Origin of the sequence: Bacillus cereus group sp. MYBKT111-2, from assembly GCF_051915205.1 — a bacterium.
GTDB lineage: Bacteria > Bacillota > Bacilli > Bacillales > Bacillaceae_G > Bacillus_A > Bacillus_A paranthracis.
Genome location: NZ_JBQAEG010000010.1, coordinates 82,836 through 98,114 on the forward strand (window position 1 = coordinate 82,836; position 15,279 = coordinate 98,114).

Genomic DNA, 15,279 nt, shown 5'->3' on the forward strand with positions numbered 1-15,279 from the left:
CACTAAGCTTTTAAAACTTAATGAGGCCACTTTATTCACACTATTAATTATGGAACGTCGGTTTATAGAACGAACGATTATCAAGAGCAAAGACACGCTCTGTGTACTCGCCTGGTTTTGTGCGTCCTAATGCACGGTCCATCATGTTCATTTTTGCATCTAAGTTATCGATGTAATGCAGAATTTCTGCTTCTTTTACTAATGGTGGTTTTGGGCTACCCCATTCTGCTTTTCCGTGGTGAGAAAGAACGATGTGTTGAAGAATTAATACTTCTTCTGCATCGATTTGCAGCTCGTCTGCTGCTTTACCAATTTCGTTCACCATAATCGAAATGTGTCCTAATAAATTTCCTTCTAACGTATACGTTGTAGAAATTGGACCAGATAATTCGATTACTTTACCAAGGTCATGTAAAATAACGCCTGCATATAGTAAGTCTTTATCTAACGATGGGTATAGATTTGAGATAGCTTTCGCTAAATCAAGCATCGATACGACGTGATAAGCTAATCCAGATACGAACTCATGATGGTTCTTAGTCGCTGCTGGATAGTCTAAAAATTCGTTTTGATGCTTATTTAATAAATGTCTTGTTAGACGTTGAATGTTCGGGTTTCTCATTTCAAATATGTATTGCGTAATTTTCTCAACCATATCTTCTTTTTTCACTGGCGCTTTTTCTACGAAGTCCGAGATGTCTGTTACTTCATTTTCATTCGCAACACGAATTTGTTTCACACGTAATTGAATACGTCCTTTGTAGTTTAGAATGTCACCAGCTACTTTCACGATTGTTTCCGCTACATATTGTTTCTCAACTTCTGGTGATACATCCCACAATTTCGCTTCAATATCTCCACTTGGATCTTGTAAGATTACTGTTAAAAATGGCTTTCCATTGCTCGCGATACCTTTTGTCGCTGTTTTAATTAACAAGAAAATATCGACTTGTTCACCAACTTCATACTCTGCAATTTTCTTTTTCATTCGAATTCCTCCACCAAATCAGTTACTTTTAGTATAGCACACTACAACTCATTTTCTTTACGCATATGTGTTAATTTTATAATCTGTTTTTCTGTAAAATACGCGAGTAAATGCGCATGACATGTAAAGAATATGACTTGTCTATCTTGCGCTATTTCCTTTATTAGTTCAATTGTACGATTTGTCCTTACCGCGTCAAAATGCACGAAACTATCATCAATAATAAATGGATAATCATGCTCAAATGTTTTTGCTAACGCAAATCTCAGCGATAAATACAACTGCTCAGCTGTCGCTTGGCTTAGTTCATGACTATAAAAACGCATACCATCGTTACGCTCTACAATAAACGGCTCCGCCTCTGACGGTGAAAAGATTTTACTATATCGTCCGCCTGTTAAATAGACGAAATACTCTTCTGACTTTTGTAAAATACGAGGAAGATGTACTTCATGATAATATTGCTTCGTTTTCGTTAACACTGTCTTGGCAGCCGCATAAGCAGCCCATTTCTTCACTTGTTCACGCACTTGCGCTTTTTTCATTTCCCATTCATGCAGTAAATCACCGTACGTACTACCTTCTTCTAAATTCGCAATTTCCATACGATGTTTCGCAATGCGCTCTGTCAGTTCTTTCTCTTTCGTAAGACAGTTTTGCGCGGTTGTCATTTCTTGCTTTAATTTTTCATCATAACCATCAGCCTCATAATGTTCAGCTAATGATAAACTCGTTAAACGTTGTTCTAAAAGATCAATTTGCGGTAATAAACGCCCGACTTGTTTCTCAGCATCTTCACGTTTTTCCGCTAGTTTACCTGCTTCTAAAAACATCTCTTCATTTGTAGCTTCTGCAATATGCCATAAACTGTCTCGTTCTACTAGTAATTGCTTTAATTGTTCTTGCATGAACTCATATTCTTCTTGCCATTCCGTCAGTTTTTCTTTTAACTGCTTACAAGTTTGGCGCTTCTCTTTCTCATTTTGCATACGACTTTGCGCCTCGTGCAGCTTACTATACTCCGCGCTACCGATAACAGTTTCTAGTTTATGTTCAAATTGCGAAATCATTTCATATAATGAAGATTTTCGCGCACCTTGCTTCTCTAATTCACGATATAATTGCTGCATTTTTTCCATACGCTCAAACGCCGGCAATATGTGTGCATACGTATAAAATTCAGGGAACGTATAGCGCTTTTTATACACATTGACTTGTTCGCTTGTGCGGAACGTTTCTCTCTCCCATTCCTCATACGATGAAACGACTTTATCATACGCTCGCTCCATTTGCTGCAATTTATATGACTCACGCTCAAATAACTTACGAATCTCTTCATCTTTTTCTAACTCATAACGAACAGACATCGCTTCTTCACTTTGTCTCCCGCCAGCACTTTGCTGAAGAGTAAGGAGCTCTTCTTGTAATCCACTTGACGGATCTTTATATAAAACAAGAGCAAGAACAATCCCTACAAAAACAATGACACTAATAAATAAGAGCGGGCGGTTATCTATAAATAAGCTTGTGAATAACACGCATGTGTTAATAAGAAGTAACAGAAGACAAACTCTTTGCCACTGTTTTTTCTTTTGCATCGCTGCTCCTGCTTTTTCCTCATATTTGCGCTTCATTCTCTCAGCGCCCATACCGATAAACGCCGCATCTTGGAGCGATTTTTCTTTCTCAACTAACGTATTTCGCTCTTCATCCGCTAACATTTGCTTCTGAATTTGTCTTATATTTTCTTCTTGTTCTTCTAATTGCTCTTGCGCTACTTTAAAACGATCGTCAAGCTGTGCTTTTTGCGTTTCTAATTCGCGCGCCTTTTGCACCGTTTGCGTAATTAACTCTTTCGTTGCCAAACTCATATCAAACGAAAGAACTGTTTCTTTTTCAAAAGTAGCACCAATTTGCTGTTCTAATTCTGCCAGTTCTTCTTTTATATTCGTAATCGCTCTTGTTATATCACGCATTTCTTGGCGTGCATTTTCGTAAGACATATGCTGCATACGAAGTTCTTCTACATAACTTTCTTTTTGTAAAAACTCTTCATCTATTTGAATCGATTCTATTTCTGACTGCACATTCTCTATTTTTTTATGAAGCGAATCAACTTGTAATTGGAGCGGCTCCATTTTCGCCTTAATCGCTTCATAGCGCGCCATTCCGTTTACAGGGAATTGCCTGCTCTCGTTTTCTAACACTTTCTCATACGCACGCTTTTCAATAACGAGAGGCTCTAGCGCTACTAATATTTCATAATCTTGCTTTCGCTTTTCTGCACTCTCTTTTTCTGCGCGAACAGAAGCAAGCTTCTCTTCACTTTCTTTTAACTGCTCCACTTGCTTTTCATACGTGCCAATTTTTCCTTGCCACTCTTTCATCTTCTCTTCCAGTTTCTTCATCTCTTGCAGTGACACATTAATTTCCGGTTTACGCCCGCTCGGCTTAAAGCGCTGATCCATTTCTTTTTCTAGCTTTTTATCGAGCTGCAATAACGCATCACTTCCGACTGCACTTGCCGAAAATAAATAATTGCCGATATCCGCTTCGCCTAGCTGATGAATGTTTTGAAGGCCATGCATATCAAAAGAAAAGACCGATTCAAATAAACTTTCATTCATCCCGGTTAATATATCGTGTAAAATTTCTTCGCCGCCCGTTTTCCCGTCTTCAAAATAAACGGTTACCTCGCCATTGGCTGTCTTTGGTAATCGTTCAATTTTCAAACGGCCGTACTTCTCTGTTTGTACAGTGATCGCACCGCCATACTTGCCGCCTTCTTTCGGTTCATAACGGCGTTGTCCTCTCGTCGGAAAACCGAATAAAATACTTTTCATAAATGAGCGAATTGTCGATTTCCCCGCTTCATTTTCACCGTACAACACCGTCAGCATTGACAGATTCATTTCTACATTTTCTAATTTTCCGTATCCATAAATATGGAGTTTTTCCATTCTCATTTCTTATCCCTCTCTTGCTGGAATAATTGTTCTAAAATAATATTTTCCGCTTCCTTTTGAATCTCTTTCTTCTCTTCTTCTGTAAAAGATTCAATACTATTACGCGCTACAGGAGATGTCCAAATCGTGCGCAATACTCCGTCCATATTTGTGAAAGCTTCTAACTCCTTTAGCACACTACCGACGAAATGATTTTCTTCTTTCAAACGTTCGATTTCCGCAAAAGAGACCGTCTCATTTTTCCACTTCATCGCATACACGAAATCTTTTCGCTCTTCGCCAGATGCTAAAATATGAAAAATCTCTTCCACACGCTTTTCGTCACGTAAATACGGAGAAAGTGGGCCTTGTCCTGTAAATACGACAGTTAATAGCGTACCTTCCTCTTCTCTTCGGCATTCATTCATCGCAGTTGACACACTCGTCATAAGTTCATCAACAGTTTCAAGTCCATCAATATTCACTTCTATCTCATCCCACACAACATCAGCCGTATGGAAAAATGAACATTGCGTTCCTTGTTTCGTAAGTTCAATCAGGTACGCACCCTTTTCCCCTGTTTCCTTACGATGACGCCCTTGTATATTACCTGGATAAATAATATACGGCTCTTCTGATAAAATTTCACGTTTATGTATATGGCCAAGAGCCCAATAATCAAACTGTTTTTCTTTCAGCTCACGAATTTGAAACGGTGCATAGCGATTATGCTCTGAATCGCCTTCCACACTTCCGTGAAGCATGCCAATATGAAAAGGCGCATCACTCATTTTCGTATACTGCGCTGTCATATTATCCGTTACCGCTTGCTGCAAATAACTAAATCCGTAAATAGAAGCTAACAACTCACCATTTTTATAAAATGATTTCTCTTCTACATAAGGCTCGGTAAACACATGAACATTTTCCGGAAACTCAATTGCTGCCCAGCTTCCCCCTAAATGATCGTGGTTACCGTGAATAATAAAAACAGGGATATCGTACTGCGAAAGTCTCTTCATTTGCTCGCGCACAAACACTTGCGCCCTCAAACTTCTCGTCTCCGCATCATACAAATCCCCGGCTAGTAATACGAAATCAACGCGCTCTTGAATCGCTTTATCAACAATACGCTCGAACGATTCAAACGTACTTTGCTTCATTCTCTCCCAAACAGACTGCGGTACATTCATCTCCATCCCTTTAAACGGACTATCCAAATGCAAATCAGCCGCATGTATAAACTTCACTTGTTTCACAAATAACGATCCTTTCTTTTTCCGTACTTTACTACGAATAGTAAATCTAGTGCTCATAAAACTTTCACTCTATTTTAACACGCAATGTCATATATTTCTTTGCATATTCTAGTGATTTATGCCAAAATAGTTATAAGATTCTGATTTTTATTATTGGAGGGAATTTTCATGGGAGTATACGTTCTAACAGTCTTTGAAAAAGATGGTTCAAAAGCATTAGACGAATCATTCGAGGCGGCAACTGAAAAAGAAGCGAAAGCAAAAGGTGAATCTATTTTACGAGAAAAAGGATTGTATGAAAAAACACATCGCTGCACATCTACTGCAGGTAAGCTCGTTTTATTCCAGCGCTAAAAAAAGAAGCGTCATCCGCTTCTTTTTCACTCTACTATATCTTCGTCACACCACGTAAACACCACATCTAGAATGCGATTACCGATACGTACGCGTTTATTCCATTTTCCTGTTTGGATCTGATGTTGCAATTCTGCTTTCATCTTTTCCGTCCAATCGTGAATCGTTTCACTACCGTCGTACGGATATACGCCCGGAAACTCTTCCTGCAGTAGATGCAAGCTCTCTGCATCAAAATGAAAATGGAAGAAGTAGTTTGCTGTAAGCGATGGTTCTTGCAATCGTAAAAAATGATCATCAATTTGCTTTCTATTTCTATAGAAAGTAAAGATATTCACTTTACCGCTCGTAATTTGGTCAATTTGAATTTCGTGCTTCTCTATAATCACGTCTTGTCCACCTCGTTGTATACTATCTTTAGTATATATGTCTTTTGCAACAAAGTTAACCATTTTCGCGCGAAATTCATTTCCTTCATTATATTACCTGTACCTCCATATGCAATCAGAACAAATAAAACAAAGTTGAAGGGGAGCGATCACATGTATTTCGGAAGCAAAGGTTGGTATGTAAAAGAACTTAAAAAATTAGGTATCCGTACTTATGAAGGTAAAAAACTAGAGTCGTATCGTACGCATGTATTATCTAGTTTACTTGAGAGAATGAAGAGAGCTTCGGCTTAATAAAAAATAGAAGAGGCCACTTTTCAAGTGGCTTCTTGTCAGAGTATTAGGAAACCCTTCCATGGTAGTATCTTTATCCATCTCTTTAACATAAGGTTTATCCGTGAGAATTAATTCCGTATGCTCACCAATCCACTTATGTATCCGTAGCAAATCTAGCTGCTCGTAAATCAGTGTCATTAATTTCAAAGCCACCTCCTTGTAAGGGTTCATCTGCAACATCAACTAGTGTAAAATTATGTCTTTCATTCACAAAGACATTTTTATTTTCCATTAAACCTGCTATGTGCATGGCTATCAATAATCATATTATTCTCCATCCCTTACGTTTTTTTACTTTGTTGCCATTTTTCTTTCTTCAAATACTTCCGTAGCAACTGTCAAAATCGTATTTAAAGCTATTGGAAAACCACCATAAATCAACATTTGCATCATTACTTCTACAATTTCTTCTTCTGTCCACCCTACATTTAAAGCTCCATTAATATAAAACTTAAGTTGTTGCGTATTTCCTAATACCGTTAACCCAGCTACTGTAGCTAATAGACGAGACTTTAAATCTAATCCTGGTCTTGAAAAAATTTGTCCGTAATTAAATTCAACAGCTAATGTGCCTAAATCTGGTGCAATAGAATCTTTAAAACTATCGACAATCGCTTGATAATTCTCCTCGTCTATTTTTTTCAGAATATCTAGACCTTTTTGATAATTCTTTTCATTCCTTACCATTATGCATCGCCCCTTTTCATATTTTCAACCATTTTTAAGCTCTTAACCTCATTTTTCATGTTTAAAAGACTCGTAAATCCTAAACTCACCATCACCATACCTGTTATGCAAACTCCTAGCCAACCCCAATTGCTCCAAGCTAATACCCCTATATACGATCCAAGTGCCCCACCTAAAAAAGTGGCTACCATATACAGTCCATTTAATCTACTACGTTTATCTGGGGAGAGCTGAAATATTCTGGCTTGACATGCAACTTGATTTGCTTGTGTACCTACAGTTACTAATAATGCAGATAAAATTAAAGCAGTTAACCAGTAACCTAACGTAATAGAAATAATAAATGCTATGAATGTAATTGTCATACAAAGAGTATTCGCATAAATTGGACTCTTTTTATCAATTACCCGCCCAATTATAGGAGTAGCAAATGCACCTCCTATTCCAACTAACCCGACTAATCCTACAACATCACTTCCATATGAATAAGAAGGTGATTGTAGAAGGAAGCCAAGAGTTGTCCAGAACACGCTAAATGCACCAAATATCATTCCTTGGCTTATACAAGCTTGACGCAGTACTTTTTCTTGTATAAACATGGGGCCTAATGAAGTCAATAACTCACTATACTTCATAGAAGCAACCCCTTGACTTTTGGGTAGTAAAAGTCTTGTGAGTACAATGATTACCAGCATACTTGCAAAGGAGACCCAATACATTGCTCTCCAACCAAAATGCACGTCAATCAAGCCACTAACAAAACGTGCTCCTAAAATCCCACATACCAAGCCTATGGCTACATTTCCTAGGACCTTTCCGCGCACCTTTTCATCAACCAAACTAGCTACAAGGGGTACAATTATCTGAGGAATAACCGTACAAATCCCTATCAAAAAGTTGGTCACCACAAGCCAAGTCACATTTGGTGAAATAGCGGCTGCTGCTAGTGAAAGACTTACTGCACATAGCAACGTTAAAATTAATTTTCTTCTCTCAAATATGTCCCCAAGTGGTACTACTAAAAGATTCCCTAAAGCATATCCTACTTGTGTTAAAGTGGCTACAATACCAATAGATGCTGCTGCTACATTAAATGTCTTCCCCATGCTTACAAGCAAAACCTGATTTAAATACACATTCGCCACTGTAAATCCACAAGCAACTGCCATGAAAAAGATTACTCCCTTTGTAACTCTTGGGTTTTCTTGTACAGAAGCATTGGCTTTATTCACTTTATTCACCCCCTTTATCAAAACTACAACTTTAATATAAAACAAATATTTTAATGTAAATAGATATCCAGTTATACTAGTATTAACAGTACTACCTTAAAGAAAGGGGCTTTTTATGAACAGTGAACAGGAAAGAAAAAAAGAACTCGGAAATTTTTTGAAGTCTAGACGCAATCGACTTTCTCCACAAGATTTTGGATTACCAATTAGTTCACGCAGAAAAGCCAAAGGATTACGTCGTGAAGAAGTAGCACAACTAGCTAATATTGGGGTAACTTGGTACACGTGGATTGAACAAGGCCGAGATATCCAAGTCTCAATACAGGCTTTAGAAAGTTTAGCTGATGCCTTACGCTTAGATAAAGAAGAACGTGAGCATATGTTTTTATTAGCTCATCAACAGTTACCTCCTGAAAAGCCTTTAAAAACTGATGACGAAGTAAGCCCTGTACTACAAAATTTTATAGATGATTTAAAGTTTTACCCGATATATGTAACAGATCAACTTTGGGATGTTGTAACCTGGAACCGTGTTGCAAGTGCAGTATTTGGAGATTTTGAAACTATGAGTTTCAAAGAAAGAAATGCAGTTTGGAGATGTTTTGCCTCCCAAGAATATCGAACCTTATTAGCAAATGATTGGGAGGCCCATGCAAGGAGACTTTTAGCACAATTTAGAGCTACATGTAGTCGTTTTGTTGGTGAAGAATGGCTCAAAGAAGTAGTGGAAGAATTAATGGCTATTAGCGTAGAGTTCCAAGAATGGTGGCCCGCTCACGATGTTCTCGGTACACCGAGTGGAAAAAAGGAAATCCATCATCCAATAGTAGGCACACTATTATTCGAACATATTACATTCCGGGTGTATGACGCTCCAGACTTAAAACTCACTATGTATCGACCTAAAGACCCAGAAACTTTAAATAAATTAAGACAATTACTACAATTAACTTCCAATTAAATATAAAATACATACTCATACTAATTATTAACATAAGGCCTACACTGCAAATTATGCAATACTAGGCTAAACCTTACAAACTAGAACGGGAAGAATAATAGCCTTTTGTTCCCTTTTATTCATTTTCAACAAAATAGCCCTTCAAACCAAAAATGCTATAATAAACCCAATCAAACTAAGGGGGATCATTTATCTTGCACGGAAAACACATTCAATTTCACAAGTTCGGCAATCCAAAAGATGTACTACAAGTTGAATATAAAAATATAGAACCATTAAAAGAGAATGAAGTTTTAGTTCGTATGCTAGTTAGACCGATTAATCCATCTGACTTAATTCCAATAACGGGAGCGTACGCTCATAGAATCCCATTACCTAACATACCTGGTTATGAAGGTGTTGGTATTGTAGAAGATGTGGGAGCTTTTGTTTCAAGAGATCTGATCGGCAAACGGGTTTTACCGTTACGCGGAGAAGGTACTTGGCAAGAGTATGTGAAGACGTCAGCTGACTTTGTAGTCCCTATTCCTGATTCTATTGATGATTTTACAGCGGCACAAATGTATATTAATCCTCTTACGGCGTGGGTTACATGTACAGAAACGCTAAACTTACAACAGAATGATGTTTTATTAGTGAATGCTTGTGGATCCGCCATTGGGCATCTTTTTGCGCAGTTATCACAAATTTTAAACTTCCGATTAATTGCTGTTACAAGAAATAATAAGCATACAGAGGAGTTACTACGCCTTGGTGCTGCATACGTAATCGATACTTCCACTACCCCGCTTTATGAAACCGTTATGGAATTAACGAACGGGCTCGGCGCGGATGCTGCGATTGATTCTATCGGGGGACCGGATGGAAATACATTAGCTTTCTCCTTACGTCCAAACGGGCACTTTTTAACGATCGGGCTTCTATCAGGTGTACAAGTTAACTGGGCAGAGATTGTCACGAAAGCAAAAGTGCACGCGAACATATTTCATTTACGACATTGGAATAAAGACGTGTCACCATATAAATGGCAAGAGACGTTTCGTCATTTAATTCGCTTAGTAGAAAATAAGCAATTACGTTTTATGAAAGTCCATTCTACATATGACTTAGCGGATGTGAAAGCGGCGGTTGATATTGTGCAGTCTGCTGAGAAAACGAAAGGGAAAGTCTTTTTGACGAGTTATTAACTACAATTGAAGAAGAGCCTTTTTGATTAGCCTTTTAAATAGGCTAGATAGTATCTTCAGGAACAGCTAATTGTAAGTATCTGGTATAATTATGTTAAAAGGTGAAAGGAGATCCTAACATGTGGTTACTTACGGCAATTGCGCCTGTTGTAATAGTCGGGGGAATTGTATTATATGTGATTGGAAGGCTTAAACATAAATATGAAAACGGTACATTAGGTAAGAAAAAGTCAAAAAACGCTCAAATTTTATTAGACAGCTTTATACCAATGGGAATGCTCGTTGGCTGTATAATCGGTTTGATTTTCGGCATGTTTTTCCCGGATTATTCACTTCTTGCGGTGAGTTTAGGAGCTGGAATCGGCTATTTATTTGGATTTTTTGCTTATGAAATTTATAGCAAGACAGGAAACAACTTCTCATAATCCAAAAAGAATAAGCGGAACAGTACATAGTAGTCATATACAATATGTACTGTCCTTTATATTTGTATCAACACTATCACCTTACCTTTCGCCTACTATACACCTTTTTTATTGATTTTCCTCTCCTCCCTCTTTCGTATATCCGCTTTTTTATTTTCACTGGATCTATACCCATAGTAAAGTAGTGCACATGTAATAACTGAACCTACTATATAACCTAAAAAACATCCTAACCAAAACATAATGTAATCGCCTCCATTCATTATAAATTTTATGTAATATAACGCTTTACATGCTCCATCGTTTATTTCTATCAACTATACACTCTCTAAAGCTATTCATACCATTATTTCTCCCCTTACCTCAAATAACAATTTTATTATTTATCATAACATTCGCACCCGTGTTACATATATGTTGCTGTTTCTTTTCAACTTAACCCTTGAGTCCCCCCTTTTGTACAAGATACCATTTATGGTAAAAAGAAACCTAGAAGCAAGGAATCTTACAACTTAAATAAAAGAATGGGCTTTTTAAGGAATACAGCCCATTCTTTTTTGCTAAAGCTGCAACTGAGTACGGATAATCATAATCATCTATTCCGCCTTTTCAAAATTTCTAAATTGCAACGTTACATATTATTTTAAAAACTTTCGAATGAAGTCCATCTTCTTCTCACTGTAAGGAGGCATTACAAAACTTACGTCCATTTTGGTACTTTTCTTTACAATACTTTTATGATGTGAAAAAAGATCAAAACTATATTTCCCGTGGTACGCTCCGATCCCTGCATTCCCAACCCCACCGAACGGTAAGTGACTATTAGCAGAATGGAAAATCGTATCGTTTATACAGCCTCCGCCAAAGGAAAGTCTGCTTAATACCTCTTCCTCACATTGCTTATCTTCTGTAAATACATATAACGCTAGGGGTTTCGGACGTTTATTAATGGTCTGAATAGCCTCCTCTAGCTGATTATATTCTAGAATTGGTAAAATCGGCCCGAAGATTTCATCTTGCATAGTTGCATCTGACCAAGATTTCGCTTCTAATAAGGTAGGTTCTATATATAAATTTTCTTTTACAGATGTTCCGCCAAATATTACATTTTCTTTATCCTGTTCAATGATCGAAGCTAATCTATCAAATTGACGCTCATTCACAATGCGGCCGTAATCTTTACTTTGCATCGAATTTTCTCCATAGTAATTCACAATCGTTTCTTTCATTTTTGAAATTAACTCTTCTTTCACGTCCGAATGTACCATCATATAATCCGGTGCAATACAAGTTTGACCTGTATTTAAAAGTTTCCCCCATACGATTCTCTTCGCTGCTAAATCTATGTTTGCTGTCTTATCAACAATTACTGGACTCTTTCCTCCAAGTTCTAACGTTACTGGAACTAAATTTTTAGCAGCGGCTTCCATAACAATTTTCCCAACCTGTACGCTTCCAGTGAAAAAGATGTAGTCAAATGGGGCATGAATAAGTGTAGATGTTGTTTCCTTCTCACCTTCAATTACTCGAACATAACTTTTATCAAATAGTTCACTAATTAATTCGTTCACCACACTCGTAATATGAGGTGTATTTTCAGATGGCTTAAGCACTGCACAATTCCCAGTAGCAATTACACCAATAAGAGGCTCAATGAGTAACTGGAAAGGGTAATTATAAGGACCGATAATTAATACTGTTCCGTACGGTTCTTTCATAATAAAACTTTTAGCCGGCCATAAAGTGAAAGGTGTTTTCACCTTTTCTGGCTTCATCCATTTTTTCAAATTTTTCATCGTGTTATTGATACTATCTAACAAAAAGCCAACCTCAGTTACATACGCTTCAAATTCACTTTTCCCTAAATCTTTATATAATGCTTCTATTATTCTCTTTTCATAACGCTGAATACCGTCTTTTAATTTTCGTAATTGTTCTAACCGAAATTGTAAAGTTTTCGTCGAACCTGTATGAAAAAACTCTTTATGTTCTTCAAGAATATTATTTATGTCTATTTGATTCATAGGTATACACTCCTTATTTATAAATTAATTTTTAAACTTTTAAACGTTTAATCTTTTAAACGTTTAGACCAATATAAAACCTTTAGATACATTCTAAAGGCACTCAGTTTCAATTAAAGATAGTAATTTTTTTAACGAATCGACAGCAACGTCCAAAGTAACTGAATAATAACGTTCTGTGGCACGCTTTTCAGCTTCCACTAATCCTTGTTCTCTTAACAATTTTAAATGATGTGAAATTGCTGGACGAGATAAAGTTGATTGTGCCGTTATTTCACTCACTGTTAAAGGTCCACTTTCACTAAGCAAAAGGATTATATCTTGACGGTGCGGATCACATAACAATTGAAAAAATGGAATACATGTACGAAATTGCTCTAAAGCTTGTTTTCCCATATTATATCCTTTCTTGATCACATTACGACCAAATGTTTAAAAGTTTAAACGTTTAATTCTGAACTCATTATAATATACTTCCAAGACTTTAGTCAAATACAAAAAAATCCCCTCAAAGCATAAGCTTCGAGGGGTGAGCCTGTTTTTTTACTTATATACGTACAGCTGTACCACTTACAGCAACCATTAACATTCCATCACGAACTACTTCGTAATCTACGTCAACGCCAACGATAGCGTTCGCACCTTTTTGTTTTGCAAGTTCTTTCATTTCATCCATTGCGATATCACGAGCTTCTTTTAGCTTACTTTCGTAAGAACCAGCACGACCACCGACAACATCACGAACAGAAGCGAATAAATCGCGGACAATATTTGCACCCATAATAGCTTCACCATTTACAATATCGATATACTCAATAATTTCTTTACCTTGAATTCCAGACGTTGTTGTTACAATCATGACTGACACGCTCCTAATAATTTGTAGTTTTAATTAGCTTTCTTATGTCTTTATTATGACATGGAACAAGCAACGAATCTATTGAATTACCTTACAGGAATGTGACAGTTTTGTAAGAATACAGCGACTATTTTGTTTAATAAAGTGCTTTAACATTAGGATACATAAACGATTCCCTATTTTCTTTCCAGTCGCGTTCTACTTCTTTAAAAGTTGGTCGTCCTAATTCTTCCTTGTTTTCATGTTTACGAAACCATTTCTTCACATACTTATCTCCATTTTTATTTTGCACTGTACAAAGGAAGCTATTACTACTATCCTTTAATATTTTTACAATCACGACAAGACACCCCTTCTCTCTGAAACTTGATCTTTTACCATAAGCCCTTCCTCTCTTATAGTCATACGACTCCTCGGTCGCGCCAAAGTTGTAAGATCAAAAAACGATATTCACTTTGCTTATTTAAAGAAATCAGAGTTATACGCATTATGCTTATCAAATATTTTGTAGATTTCTAACTTATCATCTAATTTTGCATCTACTAAAATTAATATATTTCCATCGTAAATGTATTCTTCATATTTCTTAGCGTGTTCTTCTGGAATGCCTAATCCGATAAATGCTCCTATTAAACTTCCAGCTCCTCCGCCAATACCGGCTCCCCCAATTGCTGCTGCGATCGGTCCCGCTGCTACAATTGGGCCCAGTCCAGATACAGCAAGTACACCAAGGCCTGTTAATAAACCTCCGAGTCCGCCTGCTACTCCTCCAGCTACAAGCCCTGTCGCTGAAAAGATATCCGCTTTATGTGCAGTTTCATGATTCACTTTCTCACCTGATTTTTCTTCCAGATGTTCAATTTCCTTTTGATCTTTCGCAATAGCTGAAATGTTATCTGCCGGGTATCCTTTTTCCTTTAATTCATTAATAACGAGTGCCGCATCATCAATTGTTGGAAAAACACCTACTATTTTTCTATCCATATTCATAACTATTAACCTCCTAAAATTTTATATAACGTATCTTTATTACTCTTCGTTTTTATATACACTAATTTTTTTATTCACATAACCATTTACGAAAAATGCTAATAATAAAAGGACTACAAGAGAACTACTTAACAAGTAAATGAAATCAAATGTAATATCCGTTATCATTTTATCCATATGTAACAGTCTCCTTTTTATTTAAAGTAAAAGTATAAAACCTTACAATTCATCTTCGTTCAATCTCGTTATAGTACATGTATACCCTTTCCAACTCTTTCTAAACGTAAAAAACTATAATTATATTTTTTTAATTTTATATGTTTAACATTTTTTAAAACGGGTATGTTTATATTGTTGTACTTACTATATGGAAAGGAATATTACAATGAATGCCATTCACTCTACTACTATTCTTTATAATGAAACACCTACAATAACGCAGATTCATCATTTTTATGCTTTAATGACAACATTTCAAACAAATGTATTTATAAGTAAAAAAGGAACACTTACTTCTATTAAAAACTTAAGCACATTAGTATCATTTTTCCTTACTATAAAAAAGAGAGAGCTTGTATTATTTATATTTGAAGGAATAGATGCAAAAAGAGCTTTAAGAACACTCTTTCCTTCTTAAAGGTTT

At 36.6% G+C, this 15,279-nt stretch carries 19 protein-coding genes; 6 read left to right on the forward strand and 13 right to left on the reverse strand.

Translation table 11 applies throughout. The features are described 5' to 3' along the window. Positions 1–43: 43 nt before the first annotated feature. From yhaM to ACTFNE_RS22980, 3 genes are read right to left on the reverse strand one after another with little or no spacing between them, the layout of a single operon-like run. Positions 44–988, reverse strand: coding sequence for a 3'-5' exoribonuclease YhaM (yhaM, locus tag ACTFNE_RS22970; protein ID WP_000726639.1), 945 nt, complete (start codon positions 986–988; stop codon positions 44–46). 41 nt (positions 989–1,029) lie between these two features. Further along, positions 1,030–3,954, reverse strand: coding sequence for an ATP-binding protein (locus ACTFNE_RS22975; protein ID WP_270705505.1), 2,925 nt, complete (start codon positions 3,952–3,954; stop codon positions 1,030–1,032). Continuing rightward, positions 3,951–5,192 (reverse strand): metallophosphoesterase family protein, encoded by a 1,242-nt coding sequence (locus ACTFNE_RS22980; protein ID WP_046199524.1) that lies wholly within the window; start codon positions 5,190–5,192, stop codon positions 3,951–3,953. The genes ACTFNE_RS22975 and ACTFNE_RS22980 overlap by 4 nt, the downstream gene beginning before the upstream one ends. Before the next feature lie 168 nt (positions 5,193–5,360). Here ACTFNE_RS22980 and ACTFNE_RS22985 point away from each other — a divergent pair, with 168 nt between their 5' ends. Beyond that, positions 5,361–5,546 (forward strand): YhzD family protein, encoded by a 186-nt coding sequence (locus ACTFNE_RS22985; RefSeq protein ID WP_000539554.1) that lies wholly within the window; start codon positions 5,361–5,363, stop codon positions 5,544–5,546. A gap of 26 nt (positions 5,547–5,572) precedes the next feature. Here the strand turns inward: ACTFNE_RS22985 and ACTFNE_RS22990 are convergent, their stop codons facing one another. Next, entirely contained in the window at positions 5,573–5,935 is a 363-nt protein-coding gene (locus tag ACTFNE_RS22990) for a hypothetical protein (RefSeq protein WP_000582776.1), read from the reverse strand. A 153-nt stretch (positions 5,936–6,088) separates the two neighbouring features. Between ACTFNE_RS22990 and ACTFNE_RS22995 the strand changes: the two genes are divergently transcribed. Beyond that, positions 6,089–6,229, forward strand: coding sequence for a YflJ family protein (locus ACTFNE_RS22995; protein WP_000273537.1), 141 nt, complete (start codon positions 6,089–6,091; stop codon positions 6,227–6,229). Between the two features lie 136 nt (positions 6,230–6,365). On the opposite strand, the gene ACTFNE_RS23000 is transcribed toward ACTFNE_RS22995, so the two are convergent. From ACTFNE_RS23000 to ACTFNE_RS23010, 3 genes are read right to left on the reverse strand one after another with little or no spacing between them, the layout of a single operon-like run. Next, positions 6,366–6,521, reverse strand: a complete 156-nt coding sequence (locus tag ACTFNE_RS23000; RefSeq protein WP_157180316.1) for a hypothetical protein — start codon at positions 6,519–6,521, stop codon at positions 6,366–6,368. A gap of 41 nt (positions 6,522–6,562) precedes the next feature. After that, a complete protein-coding gene (locus tag ACTFNE_RS23005; protein ID WP_046199516.1) occupies positions 6,563–6,958 on the reverse strand; it encodes a carboxymuconolactone decarboxylase family protein in 396 nt (131 codons plus the stop codon). Then, complete coding sequence (locus ACTFNE_RS23010) at positions 6,958–8,127, reverse strand: MFS transporter (RefSeq protein ID WP_046199523.1); 1,170 nt, start codon at positions 8,125–8,127, stop codon at positions 6,958–6,960. The genes ACTFNE_RS23005 and ACTFNE_RS23010 overlap by 1 nt, the downstream gene beginning before the upstream one ends. A gap of 178 nt (positions 8,128–8,305) precedes the next feature. Here ACTFNE_RS23010 and ACTFNE_RS23015 point away from each other — a divergent pair, with 178 nt between their 5' ends. The 3 genes from ACTFNE_RS23015 (at position 8,306) to ACTFNE_RS23025 (ending at position 10,763) form a co-directional block, all read left to right on the forward strand. Then, complete coding sequence (locus tag ACTFNE_RS23015) at positions 8,306–9,151, forward strand: helix-turn-helix transcriptional regulator (protein WP_046199515.1); 846 nt, start codon at positions 8,306–8,308, stop codon at positions 9,149–9,151. A 191-nt stretch (positions 9,152–9,342) separates the two neighbouring features. After that, complete coding sequence (locus tag ACTFNE_RS23020) at positions 9,343–10,338, forward strand: zinc-dependent alcohol dehydrogenase family protein (RefSeq protein ID WP_046199514.1); 996 nt, start codon at positions 9,343–9,345, stop codon at positions 10,336–10,338. A gap of 119 nt (positions 10,339–10,457) precedes the next feature. Beyond that, on the forward strand, positions 10,458–10,763 hold the full coding sequence (locus ACTFNE_RS23025; RefSeq protein ID WP_046199513.1) for a hypothetical protein: 306 nt from the start codon (positions 10,458–10,460) through the stop codon (positions 10,761–10,763). A 638-nt stretch (positions 10,764–11,401) separates the two neighbouring features. On the opposite strand, the gene ACTFNE_RS23030 is transcribed toward ACTFNE_RS23025, so the two are convergent. From ACTFNE_RS23030 to ACTFNE_RS23055, 6 genes are all read right to left on the reverse strand, one after another. Beyond that, the gene (locus ACTFNE_RS23030; RefSeq protein ID WP_270705502.1) at positions 11,402–12,787 is read right to left on the reverse strand and encodes an aldehyde dehydrogenase; all 1,386 of its coding nucleotides are present in this window, start codon (positions 12,785–12,787) and stop codon (positions 11,402–11,404) included. A 93-nt stretch (positions 12,788–12,880) separates the two neighbouring features. Next, positions 12,881–13,183 carry an ArsR/SmtB family transcription factor gene (locus ACTFNE_RS23035; RefSeq protein WP_046199511.1) on the reverse strand — a complete coding sequence of 101 codons (303 nt, stop codon included), beginning with the start codon at positions 13,181–13,183 and terminating at the stop codon, positions 12,881–12,883. Positions 13,184–13,334: 151 nt separating this feature from the next. Then, positions 13,335–13,646, reverse strand: coding sequence for a YbjQ family protein (locus ACTFNE_RS23040; protein ID WP_000637511.1), 312 nt, complete (start codon positions 13,644–13,646; stop codon positions 13,335–13,337). Between the two features lie 136 nt (positions 13,647–13,782). Next, a complete protein-coding gene (locus ACTFNE_RS23045) occupies positions 13,783–13,986 on the reverse strand; it encodes a DUF4028 family protein (protein ID WP_046199510.1) in 204 nt (67 codons plus the stop codon). 119 nt (positions 13,987–14,105) lie between these two features. Beyond that, positions 14,106–14,636 carry a general stress protein gene (locus ACTFNE_RS23050; RefSeq protein WP_046199509.1) on the reverse strand — a complete coding sequence of 177 codons (531 nt, stop codon included), beginning with the start codon at positions 14,634–14,636 and terminating at the stop codon, positions 14,106–14,108. 39 nt (positions 14,637–14,675) lie between these two features. Then, the gene (locus ACTFNE_RS23055; protein WP_000359816.1) at positions 14,676–14,813 is read right to left on the reverse strand and encodes a hypothetical protein; all 138 of its coding nucleotides are present in this window, start codon (positions 14,811–14,813) and stop codon (positions 14,676–14,678) included. 208 nt (positions 14,814–15,021) lie between these two features. Here ACTFNE_RS23055 and ACTFNE_RS23060 point away from each other — a divergent pair, with 208 nt between their 5' ends. Beyond that, positions 15,022–15,273 carry a hypothetical protein gene (locus ACTFNE_RS23060; RefSeq protein ID WP_046199508.1) on the forward strand — a complete coding sequence of 84 codons (252 nt, stop codon included), beginning with the start codon at positions 15,022–15,024 and terminating at the stop codon, positions 15,271–15,273. Positions 15,274–15,279 lie beyond the last annotated feature (6 nt).

Excerpts from the sequence above, each read along its gene's own strand:
- yhaM (WP_000726639.1), bottom strand. The coding sequence starts at position 988 with ATGAAAAAGAAAATTGCAGAGTATGAAGTTGGTGAACAAGTCGATATT.
- ACTFNE_RS22975 (WP_270705505.1), bottom strand. The coding sequence starts at position 3,954 with ATGAGAATGGAAAAACTCCATATTTATGGATACGGAAAATTAGAAAAT.
- ACTFNE_RS22985 (WP_000539554.1), top strand. The coding sequence starts at position 5,361 with ATGGGAGTATACGTTCTAACAGTCTTTGAAAAAGATGGTTCAAAAGCA.
- ACTFNE_RS22995 (WP_000273537.1), top strand. The coding sequence starts at position 6,089 with ATGTATTTCGGAAGCAAAGGTTGGTATGTAAAAGAACTTAAAAAATTA.
- ACTFNE_RS23000 (WP_157180316.1), bottom strand. The coding sequence starts at position 6,521 with ATGCACATAGCAGGTTTAATGGAAAATAAAAATGTCTTTGTGAATGAA.
- ACTFNE_RS23005 (WP_046199516.1), bottom strand. The coding sequence starts at position 6,958 with ATGGTAAGGAATGAAAAGAATTATCAAAAAGGTCTAGATATTCTGAAA.
- ACTFNE_RS23010 (WP_046199523.1), bottom strand. The coding sequence starts at position 8,127 with ATGGCAGTTGCTTGTGGATTTACAGTGGCGAATGTGTATTTAAATCAG.
- ACTFNE_RS23015 (WP_046199515.1), top strand. The coding sequence starts at position 8,306 with ATGAACAGTGAACAGGAAAGAAAAAAAGAACTCGGAAATTTTTTGAAG.
- ACTFNE_RS23025 (WP_046199513.1), top strand. The coding sequence starts at position 10,458 with ATGTGGTTACTTACGGCAATTGCGCCTGTTGTAATAGTCGGGGGAATT.
- ACTFNE_RS23030 (WP_270705502.1), bottom strand. The coding sequence starts at position 12,787 with ATGAATCAAATAGACATAAATAATATTCTTGAAGAACATAAAGAGTTT.
- ACTFNE_RS23035 (WP_046199511.1), bottom strand. The coding sequence starts at position 13,183 with ATGGGAAAACAAGCTTTAGAGCAATTTCGTACATGTATTCCATTTTTT.
- ACTFNE_RS23040 (WP_000637511.1), bottom strand. The coding sequence starts at position 13,646 with ATGATTGTAACAACAACGTCTGGAATTCAAGGTAAAGAAATTATTGAG.
- ACTFNE_RS23050 (WP_046199509.1), bottom strand. The coding sequence starts at position 14,636 with ATGAATATGGATAGAAAAATAGTAGGTGTTTTTCCAACAATTGATGAT.
- ACTFNE_RS23055 (WP_000359816.1), bottom strand. The coding sequence starts at position 14,813 with ATGGATAAAATGATAACGGATATTACATTTGATTTCATTTACTTGTTA.
- ACTFNE_RS23060 (WP_046199508.1), top strand. The coding sequence starts at position 15,022 with ATGAATGCCATTCACTCTACTACTATTCTTTATAATGAAACACCTACA.